Annotated in this window: 11 protein-coding genes; 4 read left to right on the forward strand and 7 right to left on the reverse strand. The window is 41.8% G+C overall.

Going from position 1 to position 11,528, the window contains the following annotated elements:
- The first annotated feature begins 8 nt into the window (after positions 1 to 8).
- The gene (locus V7K31_RS14645) at positions 9 to 203 is read left to right on the forward strand and encodes a hypothetical protein (protein ID WP_335095044.1); all 195 of its coding nucleotides are present in this window, start codon (positions 9 to 11) and stop codon (positions 201 to 203) included.
- Positions 204 to 259: 56 nt separating this feature from the next.
- Here V7K31_RS14645 and V7K31_RS14650 read toward each other — a convergent pair whose 3' ends face one another.
- Together V7K31_RS14650 and V7K31_RS14655 are read right to left on the reverse strand one after the other, a co-directional pair.
- Positions 260 to 517: a hypothetical protein gene (locus V7K31_RS14650; RefSeq protein WP_335095045.1), complete on the reverse strand. Its 258-nt coding sequence runs from the start codon at positions 515 to 517 to the stop codon at positions 260 to 262.
- Positions 518 to 811: 294 nt separating this feature from the next.
- On the reverse strand, positions 812 to 1,711 hold the full coding sequence (locus tag V7K31_RS14655) for an SDR family oxidoreductase (RefSeq protein ID WP_442941290.1): 900 nt from the start codon (positions 1,709 to 1,711) through the stop codon (positions 812 to 814).
- A gap of 783 nt (positions 1,712 to 2,494) precedes the next feature.
- On the opposite strand from V7K31_RS14655, the gene V7K31_RS14660 reads away from it, so the two are divergent.
- A complete protein-coding gene (locus V7K31_RS14660) occupies positions 2,495 to 4,096 on the forward strand; it encodes a peptide ligase PGM1-related protein (RefSeq protein ID WP_335095046.1) in 1,602 nt (533 codons plus the stop codon).
- Between the two features lie 1,237 nt (positions 4,097 to 5,333).
- On the opposite strand, the gene V7K31_RS14665 is transcribed toward V7K31_RS14660, so the two are convergent.
- Positions 5,334 to 5,558, reverse strand: a complete 225-nt coding sequence (locus tag V7K31_RS14665) for a hypothetical protein (protein ID WP_335095205.1) — start codon at positions 5,556 to 5,558, stop codon at positions 5,334 to 5,336.
- A gap of 111 nt (positions 5,559 to 5,669) precedes the next feature.
- Between V7K31_RS14665 and V7K31_RS14670 the strand changes: the two genes are divergently transcribed.
- Complete coding sequence (locus V7K31_RS14670; protein WP_335095047.1) at positions 5,670 to 5,849, forward strand: hypothetical protein; 180 nt, start codon at positions 5,670 to 5,672, stop codon at positions 5,847 to 5,849.
- 46 nt (positions 5,850 to 5,895) lie between these two features.
- Here the strand turns inward: V7K31_RS14670 and V7K31_RS14675 are convergent, their stop codons facing one another.
- The 4 genes from V7K31_RS14675 to V7K31_RS14690 all read right to left on the reverse strand — a co-directional run bounded on the left by V7K31_RS14675 (position 5,896) and on the right by V7K31_RS14690 (position 10,641).
- Positions 5,896 to 6,267: a four-helix bundle copper-binding protein gene (locus tag V7K31_RS14675; protein WP_335095192.1), complete on the reverse strand. Its 372-nt coding sequence runs from the start codon at positions 6,265 to 6,267 to the stop codon at positions 5,896 to 5,898.
- A 435-nt stretch (positions 6,268 to 6,702) separates the two neighbouring features.
- The gene (locus tag V7K31_RS14680) at positions 6,703 to 7,839 is read right to left on the reverse strand and encodes a cystathionine gamma-synthase (RefSeq protein WP_335095048.1); all 1,137 of its coding nucleotides are present in this window, start codon (positions 7,837 to 7,839) and stop codon (positions 6,703 to 6,705) included.
- A 13-nt stretch (positions 7,840 to 7,852) separates the two neighbouring features.
- Positions 7,853 to 9,214: a cystathionine beta-synthase gene (locus V7K31_RS14685; RefSeq protein ID WP_335095049.1), complete on the reverse strand. Its 1,362-nt coding sequence runs from the start codon at positions 9,212 to 9,214 to the stop codon at positions 7,853 to 7,855.
- 236 nt (positions 9,215 to 9,450) lie between these two features.
- The gene (locus tag V7K31_RS14690) at positions 9,451 to 10,641 is read right to left on the reverse strand and encodes a pyridoxal phosphate-dependent aminotransferase (protein WP_335095050.1); all 1,191 of its coding nucleotides are present in this window, start codon (positions 10,639 to 10,641) and stop codon (positions 9,451 to 9,453) included.
- Positions 10,642 to 10,830: 189 nt separating this feature from the next.
- Between V7K31_RS14690 and V7K31_RS14695 the strand changes: the two genes are divergently transcribed.
- Positions 10,831 to 11,430: an MBL fold metallo-hydrolase gene (locus V7K31_RS14695; RefSeq protein ID WP_335095051.1), complete on the forward strand. Its 600-nt coding sequence runs from the start codon at positions 10,831 to 10,833 to the stop codon at positions 11,428 to 11,430.
- Positions 11,431 to 11,528 lie beyond the last annotated feature (98 nt).

An 11,528-nucleotide genomic window follows, 5' to 3' on the forward strand; every position in this document is an offset into this window, starting at 1 on the left:
ACCGTAAATTGCGTCACCAAAGACGTAAAAGCCAGGAAGTCCGCGATATTGCCGAGCAAATGTCGTCTAGAGTATTGCAGGTAATCAGCTACAAGGCGATATCTGACAACAAACCACTTTACGTCTACACTACGGCATTATTGGGAGGAATGTTAGAAGTGCGATCGCTACTGTCTGGGCTTATTTTCTGCAACGATGATTAGAAGTAGCGATCGCTATAGGCACTAATCTGCTACAACAAATGACAAATGACTAACTTTTACAGTTCTGATTCTGTCTTTGGAGCAACAATTTCGCCAGTACCCAATTCTAGTATCATGTCCTGGTCAGTAATCAATCCGCTCAGTTCCTTCACTTGTAAATTCATTTCTTCACAAGCTTGTCTGAGTTCTTGTGCAAATTTGTTGAGGTCTTGACCATAGCCACATTGATAAGCAGCAGTTTCAATTCCTTGTTTGGCATTTGCTCTAGCACAATCTACTAGTTCCGTGCCATGCAGTGGTGTAGGAGATGCCATAGACGTAGTTATTATTTTTTAAATGTTTGCTGCTAGATAGATTATCAATATTTGAACATTCACTCATCCCTCTAATGGAAGAAAATTAGGGTAGAGAGACGCAATGAATTGCGTCTGTACAGGAGTTTGGAGAGATGCGATGAATCGCGTTTGTACAGAAGTTAGGAGTTAAGAATGAACAAATAAAAATTTATCACTCCAAACTCTACCAGTTTTAGATAGATTTTGAATTTTTGATTTAAAGAAAAATCTAAAATCTAAAATCCAAAATTGAATGACTCCTAACTTTTTTACTTACCCATTGACAACTTCTCCGCCATTGACATGTAACACTTGTCCAGAGACATAAGAAGCATCATCAGAGGCTAAATATACGTAGCTAGGAGCAACTTCTTCTGGTTGTCCGGGTCGTTGCATTGGTACTTGTTTACCAAAAGTTTCAACCTTCTCTTTGGGAAAAGTTGAGGGAATTAAAGGTGTCCAAATTGGCCCTGGCGCGACAGCATTAACGCGAATTCCTTTGGAGATCAAATTTTGTGATAAGGAGCGAGTAAAGGCAACGATCGCACCTTTTGTAGAGGAATAATCTAGTAGTTGTGGGTTCCCTTTATAAGCTGTTACCGATGTAGTATTGATGATAGAACTGCCTGGTTGTAAATGCTTGAGTGCAGCTTTAGTCATGAAAAACATCGAGAATATATTAGTGCGAAAAGTCCGCTCTAGTTGTTCTTTGGTGATTTCCTCGATACTTTCTTTCGGATGTTGTTCGGCGGCGTTGTTGATCAGAATATCGAGTTTGCCAAACTCACCAACTGTTTGTTGGATAGCTTGCTGACAAAAAGTTTCATCGCCAATATCGCCTGCAATGGTTACTGCCCGACGCCCTTGTTTTTCTACCAAATGTTTTGTTTCTTTGGCATCGTCGTGTTCATTGAGGTAAAGGATCGCTACATCTGCACCTTCTTTAGCAAATGCGATCGCTACAGCACGACCAATACCACTATCTGCACCCGTAATCAATGCTACTTTATTTTGTAACTTACCACTACCGTGATACTGGGCATCATCTGCTTTGGGTTTTGGTGTCATTTCTGATTCAACACCTGGAACTTCTTGCTCCTGTGGCGGTTGTAATTTTTGCTCTTTTTTCTCTTTTTGCTCTTTTGATTTAGCCATAGGTTTTGTCTTGGTAATTGTATATTGAATTGACCATTGGTTATTTCGCCCTGCTCCCAGTTCTAAAAGTAAACCTTGGATTGCAAACTCAACCCAAGGTCTATTTTTTGCTTTGGCTCCCACTCGCCATTTGCAATTTTAAGCGTTTATACCTCGGATGCTTGCCAAACTTAACTTCTTACGGGCAACTGTACGCGACTTAGATTATTTACCCTTATATCTGACACACGCTATTCACTTGACTACAAAAAACAAGTACACAACTATAGGAATCATATTTGATTTTTGAACAAAATTAGGTATTTCGGGTGTGTTATAACACAGTTCGTAACGCACCAAACCCTTGATGATGGTGCCGTACTCTCCTTGCTAACACAACGCCAGTTGCTACAACGGAGGGAACCTCCGCAACGCACTGGCTCCCCTACGTATCTTTTCATAAATCAAATACTAGTCCTCTATCATCTGCTTTTAAGTTAACTATTATGTTGTTGTACTTTATCGCTCCCTAGAGGTAAAGTAACCTGGAATTTGCTCACCCTTAAGACTGAAAATAAATTAAGGAGATAAGAGTTATTCAATTAGGTTTATAATCATCTATTATCGCTTAAATAATTAAAGGTTTGTAATAAGTCGCTCTAGCCTTGGAAGGCGAAAACCGCTTACTACGAGCAAATCTCAATACTTAACATTCAAAACACATATAGCAATTCTGAATCTTTACGCTGCGGCTATACCCCCACACTAATTGTTCAAAAGCCGCGTGGTACACTACATTGGGATTATTAGAGAGCAAGGGTTATGGCAACACTAAATATTTCCGAGTTAGAGCAGGTTGAAAAGTTTCGCCACTTACAATTAACCCTGCGCGATCGCTGGAAAACAAGCGAACTATTTGATAATTGTGAAGCGGATATTTTAATTATTCCCTCCCTGAGTCTCGACCAGCGCGAACTCCAAAAGATCGAAGGTTGCGAGCATTATGAAGAAAGATTACTATTTTCCTTAATTCGGTTGCAGAATCCTCGGACTCGGCTAGTTTATGTGACATCAGTACCGCTACATCCGAGTATTATTGATTATTATCTGCAACTGTTGCCAGGAATTCCCTTTTCTCATGCTCGCAATCGCTTGCTGCTACTTTCTACTTACGATTCCTCCCTTAAGCCTCTGAGCCAAAAGATTTTAGAACGCCCCCGCCTGCTAGAGCGGATTCATCAAGCTTTGAGGCTAGACAAATCATTTATGATCTGTTACAACTCTTCGCAATGGGAAGGCGAATTGTCTTTAAAATTAGGTGTACCCTTGTATGCTGCTGCACCAGATTTACAGATTTGGGGGACAAAAAGTGGCAGTCGGGAAATCTTCGCCCAAAGCGGAGTACCACATCCAGATGGCAGCGAAAAAATTTGGAATCACACAGATTTGGCAGAAGCTACTAGTGATTTGTGGGAACGACAACCAACATTACAACGGGTAGTGATAAAACTCAACGAAGGCATTTCTGGAGAAGGGAATGCATTGCTGGATCTTAGACCGATTGATAATTTAGCACCCGGTAAAGTTACTCATGCCGAAAGGGTAGCAGCAATTAGCGATCGCTTCTCAACAATGCGCTTTCAAGCAAAACAAGAGACTTGGGACAATTTTTCGGGAAGAATCCCGGAATTAGGGGCGATCGCCGAAGCATTTGTGGAAGGAAAAATTAAGCGATCGCCCAGTGTCCAAGGACGGATCACACCCAATGGCGAAGTCGAAATTCTTTCAACCCACGACCAAATTCTCGGAGGCCCAGACGGTCAGATTTATCTTGGTTGTCGCTTCCCGGCTGATCAAAGCTATCGATTGCAATTACAACAATTGGGATTACAAGTTGGCAGAAAGCTAGCAGAGAAAGGCACTTTAGAGCGATTTGGCGTAGATTTTATCGCCGTTGACAAGGGTAACGAAGAGTGGGATATTCAAGCGATCGAAATTAACCTGCGTAAAGGCGGCACAACTCATCCATTCATGACCCTGAAATTACTAACAAACGGTCGCTATGACCTTTCCACGGGCTTATTTTATAGTCAGCAAGGTCGTGCAAAATACTACATTGCCACTGATAATCTCCAAAAAGAGCGCTATCAGGGATTATTGCCTAATGATTTGATGGATATCATCGCTGACCAAAGACTACACTTCGACAGTGGGACTGAAACGGGGACAGTGTTTCATCTTATGGGTTGCCTTTCGCAGTTTGGCAAGGTGGGATTAACCAGCATCGGTGATTCCCCGCAACAAGCACAAGACATTTATAACAAAGTTGTCAAAGTTCTGGATGAAGAAACTCGCAGGGAAAATCATGATTTCTCGGCATTTTCAGATTATTCCTTTCCCGTGGCTTGGGATGAATGTAGTTAATTCGTAATTCGTAATTCGTAATTCGTAATTCGTAATTAAGTTTTGTGTTGGGGTTAAATCCCCATTACAAAACTTTACTTGCGGCTTCTTTTAACTAATTCTGGGGGTTTACAGCAGAATTCAAGTATTTGAACCACATCTGTCTTAGAGGATGAATGAACAAGTATTATTGCTAACATCAAAACCTCAGAAACCTAACCCCTCTAGCCCCCCTTCCCTATAAGGGAATGGGAGTTTCAAAGCCTCTCGCCCAAGCGGGGCTACGGTGTACACACAAGTCTTCAAATTACCCAAAACAAAAACCTCACCCTGTCCTGACTTTAATCCCTCTCCTTACTAAGGAGAGGGACAGGTTTTGCGTAGCATAAACCAGGGTGAGGTTTTCTTGAGCTATTCGAGAAACCGTAAATTGTCTCTAGAGAGACTTATGTGTAGACCGTAGCCGAAGCGCAAAGAGGAATGCAAGCGGGGTTTTTGGTATACTCTACGATTTTTCAAACATCCTCTTAGACGCCGCCACAAAACTGAATTACGAATTACGAATTACGAACAGGACTAGCCCTTTCAAGGTGTTGTGTAATGGCTTGATTTGTAGTTTGCTGATGCATAGGTGAAACTCTGTTGGGTGGAGAAGAGAAATGTTACTAGGGCAGGTGTTTGAGCGATTTATAAAAGAAAGTCCAGTTTCGGTAATGGTTCGTGGGCTTTTAGAAAAAGCGTTATGTCCCCAAATTCTGGATGAACTATTTTTGTTCGTAGTGCAAAAACCCAGTACACTCGCGAGTTATTATTCTCCACAGTCGTCAATTTGATGAGCCTTGTCGTCTGCGGAGTCCACCCATCAGTACATGCAGCCCACCAAGCATCTGCTGAAGAAATAGGTGTTTGAGTTACCTCGGTCTATAACAAAATCAATGGTATCGAAGCGAGTATTAATGGGGAGTTAGTCACAGAGGTCGCTGGACAAATGGAAGCTACAATTCGGCATCTGAACGCAACAATGCCTGATTTGCTACCAGGTTATCGAGTAAAAATTATTGATGGTAATGCGTAGGCGTAGCCCGCCGCAGGCATCGCAGCTAGTGAACATCGTTTAAAAGAACTGCGCCAAATCAATAGCGCTCCATTACCAGGGCAATCTTTGGTTGTACTAGACCCAAGCTTGATGCTGGCAGTAGATGTATTTCTATGTGTTGAGGTCATGCTCAAGAACGTTCTTTGTTTGATGAAGTGCTACCTACTGTTGAAGAAGACGATGTTTGGCTGGCAGACCGGAATTTTTGTACACTTGATAAACCAGTTTCCCCGCCAAAGCTTTTCTTACCTCACGGGCATCTGCGCGACTATCTATAAATTCTTGTGATTCTGCGTTAGCGAAGCTCACCGTTGGCGTTCGCGCAGCGTGTCGCAGACAAGCCTCTCGTAGAGAAGGTATCGCCATTTCTAGTTCCTGGTTTATCATTGTTCGTTATTAGACAGATACCTCTATCCGTATTATCTCGCAGTCTTTTTCAGAAATCAAATATGATTCCTATAGATACCATTAGTTACTTCAACAGATCCCAAGCTAACAATGATTTTACTGGATAAGACTATTTTTAGTGCGTTCCCGCTTCGGGTTGCCGTAGGCATCGCTTCTAATCCAGAAACTAATTTAAGTAATATTAATGCTTTTTATAGTATTGGTTTAGACTTGCATCAACTGAGAATTTTAGAAGTCTTTACTTCAAACGCCCAGACCCAAAGAGTCTGAGCGCTTGAATATTAGGTTGCAGAGAAACTTCTGCTAAGTAGGGGAATTATGCGGGCATCATCTGCATACTTCTGCAAGACTCTGCACACTTACGGCAAGCGGCAGCACATTCCATCATTTTTGCGTCATCGCTCATCATTTCACAAGCCATTGCAGTGCGATCGCACATTTGGGCGCAAAGCATACAAGTGCGTTCCATAAATTCAGAACCGCTCATCATCATATTCATGCACATCATGCACATTTCAGAGCAATCGCGCATCATGCTCATCATGCTCATCATGTTCTTGTCCATCTGCTTACCACCTTTGCTCATGCAGTAAGTCATGGTTTCCATGCACATTTTGTGACAGTCCATGCAAGCATCCATGCAGGTTTGCATTTCGGGAGTCATGGTTTCAGTCATCGTCATCATCATCATAGAAATACCTCCTGGTTTTTTGATGCTTAGATATAGCTTTTCCTAATCAAATGAGGTACATCATAGCCCCCTCATCGCTTGCTCTTAGGGGGTTGGGGGTGGGGTTCTTGTATCTCACCCAGATGAGAAACGCTATAGTGTCCTTCAAAGGACTACTGATAACATTAGTCCTATCCTTTTAAAGAGTCAATGGGGTTTTTAATCCAGAATTCATAAGCCTACTATCCCGATATAATTACCGGGATTTTTAACGAATTCTACACTAGTTTAGTGTTGTTTCTCTGGGGATTACTACGCATTAAGGCTTAGAAACCCCAGTTTTGGAGTGAGGTTTTCTTGAGCAAATCAACTTTCCGTCAGGGATCAAAAGTTACAGTTAAATCTGGAGGGAAAATAATGTTATTTTTTTTAACAAACGCCTAAACAAAGCATTTAACCTAGAGCATTTTCTAAATCAGCTTGCAAATCTTGCTGATGCTCAATTCCTACCGAAAGACGGACTAAATTATCCTTTATTCCCCGCTTAAGTCGTTCTGCTTCTGGTAAAGAACCGTGAGTCATTTTGGTAGGATAGCAAAGCAGCGATTCCACACCACCCAAACTTTCAGCCAGCAAAAATAACTTGAGTCGGGAAGCGAATCTTTCAACCTCAGCAAAACCACCTTTTAATTCCAAACTAATCATCCCCCCAAAGCCAGACATTTGCTCTTTTGCTAATTGATGTTGTTCATGACTGGATAATCCTGGATAATAAATTCGCTCAATTTTGGGATGTTTTTCTAAAAATTCAGCCAAAAACAAAGCGTTTTTTTGATGTTCTCGCATTCTCACAGCCAGAGTTTTAATTCCTCGCAGCACTAACCAGCTATCAAAAGGACTAGGAATCGCCCCGATCGCATTTTGATAAAACTTCAGTTCGGTGTATAGTTGCTCGTTAGATGTGATGACTCCGCCACCAATAATATCGCTGTGTCCCCCTAGATATTTGGTAGTGCTGTGAACTACAATGTCAGCACCTAAATCTAAGGGTGTTTGAAAATAAGGACTAGCAAAGGTGTTATCAACTACTAAGATGATGTTGTTTTTACGGGCAATATTTGCTAGTGCAGCAATATCAATGATTTTTAACAAAGGGTTGGTAGGAGTTTCAATCCAAATCAGCTTAGTATTTGGTTGAATGGCAGTTTCAAATTCAGCGATGTTATCAATATCTACATAGGTAGTTGTCACACCCCAATTGCTCACTACCTTTTCTAACAGACGATAAGTTCCCCCATACAAATCATCACCAGCAACAATATGATCGCCACTTTTTAGCAGACTTAATACTGTGGTAGTTGCAGCCAAACCAGAGGCAAATGCTAAACCAAATTTCCCATTTTCAAGAGAAGCTAAAGCCGATTCTAAAGCAGTACGGGTGGGGTTTCCCGTGCGAGAATATTCATATCCTTTATGTTTACCTATGGCTTCTTGTTCATAAGTAGAAGTCAAATAAATGGGAACAATTACAGCGCCTGTTTGTGGATCTGATTTTTGCCCTTCATGAATTGCTCTTGTCTCAAATTCCATGATTTTTCCTTGATTATTCTTGGGTTTGACTAATCCAATATCTGATTAAATCGGCTCTGGTAATTAATCCAATAGGAACATCATTTCGCTTAATAATAATCCCTGTTGTTCCTGATAACAATACTCGATAAGCTTCGGAAACATCAACTTCTTCATCGAGCATCGGCAGAGGTTTACCCATAACTGCCGAAACTTCCTGCTTAGAAAAGTTGATGCCATCATGGAGAAATTTCATTAAAGAGGCTTCATTGATGCTACCAACTACATGATTATTATCAATCACAGGTAGCTGCGAAATATTTAGTTTTTGTAGGTAATTTGTCGCTTTGCTTAAGGTATCACGGGGACTGACGGCAATTAGAGAAGGAAAGTCTGTTTTTTGAGCCAGAATTTCGCTAACTTTGATGCTTTTTACTGTTGTACCTTCCCAAAAACCATTTTCCTGCATCCAGGCATCGGAGTAGATTTTATTAATGTAGTTTCTTCCCGTATCTGGTAATAGCGCTACAATATACTTCGGCTCTGTTAATCTGGCTGCATACTTGAGCGCTGCGGTTACTGCTGTACCACAGGAACCTCCTACCAATAAACCTTCTTCTCGTGCTAAACGACGAGCCATATTAAAAGATTCTTTATCACTAACCCGAACCATTTCATCGACTAATTGACGATTAAATGTCTTGGGAATAAAGTCTTCACCAATTCCTTCAACTTTGTAAGATTTGGGGGCATCACCAGAAAGAATTGAACCCTCTGGATCTGCACCAACAATCACTATATTTGGATTTTGCTCTTTCAGATATTTAGCAACTCCTGAAATTGTACCACCTGTTCCCATACCTGCAACAAAAACATCAACTTTTCCATTACTATCTGACCAAATTTCTGGGCCGGTACTTAAGTAATGCGCTAAAGGATTATTCGGGTTTTCAAATTGATTTGGTCTGTAAGCTCCTGGTATTTCTTTGGCGAGTCTTTCCGCTACACCGTTATAACTTTCTGGCGAGTCAGGTGGTACTGATGTGGGAGTAACAACTACTTCTGCACCATAAGCTTTGAGTAGGTTGATTTTATCCTGGCTCATTTTATCAGGCATGACAAAAATACAGCGATACTTTTTCACTGCTGCAATTAATGCCAGTCCCACACCAGTATTACCTGCGGTAGCTTCAATAATAGTGCCGCCCGGTTGCAGTTGACCTGTTTTTTCTGCGGCTTCAATCATCGTCAGAGCAATTCTATCTTTGGTACTCCCGCCAGGATTGAGATATTCTACTTTGGCATAAATAGTTGAGTGAATATCTTCGGTAATTTTGTTAAGTCTGACTAATGGAGTTCTACCAATTGCTTGCAAAATGTTGTCGTAAGTAGCCATATAGCAGTCCTAAATGATTTTTTAAATCCTTTCTTATCTTCCTTCGCGTCCTTCGCGTCCTTCGCGGTTCGTTAAAAAAAGCAATTTTGACAACTCAGATAAGATTGCTATAGTTATTCCTGACTAGGAATAAAAAATAAGGTATGATGGGTCTTTCGTATTGAATTAATTTGGATGTGAAACGAACCGCGAAGGACGCAAAGAGCGCGAAGGGAAGAGAGGAGAAGAAATGAATGTTAAGATGTCGGTTGTAGATTTGATTGTAGTTTGAGTAAGCGATCGCTCGCTGTTTGTAATGTCTCAGGTCTTTTGCTAAAGCAAAATCTGATCAATGAATGTCCTTTTTCTGGTTGGCTGAAAAAGCTGGAACCAGGAACTACGGCAACACCAATCTCTTTAATTAGATGGTAAGTGAATTCAACATCTGTTTTATAGCCAAATTTGGAAATATCTGCAAGCACATAATAAGCTCCTTTGGGAATAAAATAGGGAATCCCAACTTGATCTAGAATCTCTAAGATGTTGTCTCGCTTCTGGTGATAAAGTTTGGCTAGTTCTTCATAATAGGATGGTGGCAGTTGCATGGCGGCAACTCCGGCTCGTTGCAATGGTGCAGGAGCGCCAACGGTGAGGAAATCATGGACTTTGCGAATCGCTCCTGTCAATTTAGGGTTGGCCAAAATGTAGCCAACTCGCCAGCCAGTAACGCTGTAAGTTTTGGAAAGACCATTGATGGTAATTGTGCGTTCTTCCATGCCGGGAAGGGTCGCTAGGGCAATATGTTGAGTGCCATCATAAAGAATATGTTCATAGATTTCATCAGTGAAGGCTAATACATCCCACTTTTGACAAAGTTCAGCAATTAGGGTGAGTTCTTCACGGGTGAAGACTTTGCCGGTGGGGTTGTGGGGTGTGTTGATAATAATGGCTTTGGTATTGGCATTAAAAGCTTGACGCAACTCTGATTGATCAAATGTCCAATGAGGGGGATGTAGTGTTACGTAGCGGGGTGTAGCACCAGCTAAAATCGCATCGGGACCGTAGTTTTCGTAATATGGCTCAAATACAATTACTTCCTCACCGGGATCGACGGTTGCCAGCATTACAGCTGCCATTGCTTCTGTGGAACCACAGGTAACGGTGATTTGGGTTTCGGGATCAATATCTAAGCCCAGATACCAACGAACTTTGTTGGCGATCGCATCACGAAATGAGCGATCGCCCCAAGTAATAGCATACTGGTTGACATCTGCCTCTATTGCTTCGTAAGCTGCCTGTTTCAACTCCAAGGGACAGGGAAAATCAGGAAACCCCTGCGCCAGATTCACTGCACCATGTTGCAGTGCCACCCTTGTCATTTCTCGAATCACCGACTCTGTAAACTGATCTGCTTTCGCTGATATTTTTTTGCGCCCAATCTCACTCACCTGTATACCTCCATTGATCTCTATTGCGCTTCGGCGGGAATTTTTATCAACCCGATAAAATCCATAATATCGATAGATTCATCGTAGTATACTCAAATTCGAGATCCATAGGGAATGCAACCTCATAATCTATATACTTAATTATTGAGATTAATAGTCAATTATTGAAGGTACTGATCCAGAATCATCATGAAATCTTTGCACCGTCCCGATCTCTATAGCTGGTCAAGTTTCAATCCGGCAAGAAATATTGATTTCAATGGGATTGCCTGGATTCGCCCAGATGGCAACATCTTGATTGACCCAGTAGCCCTATCAAATCATGATTGGAATCATCTGAAATCCCTCGGTGGTGTGGTTTGGATTGTGCTGACGAATTCTGAGCATGTCAGAGCAACTAAAGAAATTGCCGATCAAACCTATGCTAAGATAGCTGGTCCTCTGGCAGAAAAAGATACTTTTCCTATACATTGCGATCGCTGGCTGTCTGATGGTGAAGAGTTCGTACCAGGACTGGAGGTGATTGAACTCCAAGGCTCGAAAACTCCCGGTGAATTGGCTCTGTTACTGGAGGAGACGACTTTGATCACAGGAGATTTAGTCAGGGCACGCAAAGCAGGTAGCTTAACAATATTACCAGATGACAAGCTGTTGAATCGAGAGGAGGCTATTGCTTCTGTTCGCAGGTTGGCTCAACTGAGTCGGGTAGAAGCAGTGCTGGTGGGGGATGGGTGGCCAGTCTTCCGCGATGGAAGCGATCGCTTACAGGAACTTGCAGCCACGCTGTAAATGGGTGGTTAGCACAGCTAGCTGTGCTAACCTACAGGAGATTGTGATTTAAATAGATAAAAAAGGCTGTAAGAAGAATTGTTTGGATCGAATTCTCC

The organism is Nostoc sp. (genome assembly GCF_036917675.1).
Taxonomy (GTDB): domain Bacteria; phylum Cyanobacteriota; class Cyanobacteriia; order Cyanobacteriales; family Nostocaceae; genus Nostoc.

Coding starts and splice junctions, on each gene's coding strand:
- V7K31_RS14650 (WP_335095045.1), bottom strand. CDS start 517: ATGGCATCTCCTACACCACTGCATGGCACGGAACTAGTAGATTGTGCT.
- V7K31_RS14660 (WP_335095046.1), top strand. CDS start 2,495: ATGGCAACACTAAATATTTCCGAGTTAGAGCAGGTTGAAAAGTTTCGC.
- V7K31_RS14665 (WP_335095205.1), bottom strand. CDS start 5,558: ATGATAAACCAGGAACTAGAAATGGCGATACCTTCTCTACGAGAGGCT.
- V7K31_RS14670 (WP_335095047.1), top strand. CDS start 5,670: ATGATTTTACTGGATAAGACTATTTTTAGTGCGTTCCCGCTTCGGGTT.
- V7K31_RS14675 (WP_335095192.1), bottom strand. CDS start 6,267: ATGATGATGACGATGACTGAAACCATGACTCCCGAAATGCAAACCTGC.
- V7K31_RS14680 (WP_335095048.1), bottom strand. CDS start 7,839: ATGGAATTTGAGACAAGAGCAATTCATGAAGGGCAAAAATCAGATCCA.
- V7K31_RS14685 (WP_335095049.1), bottom strand. CDS start 9,214: ATGGCTACTTACGACAACATTTTGCAAGCAATTGGTAGAACTCCATTA.
- V7K31_RS14695 (WP_335095051.1), top strand. CDS start 10,831: ATGAAATCTTTGCACCGTCCCGATCTCTATAGCTGGTCAAGTTTCAAT.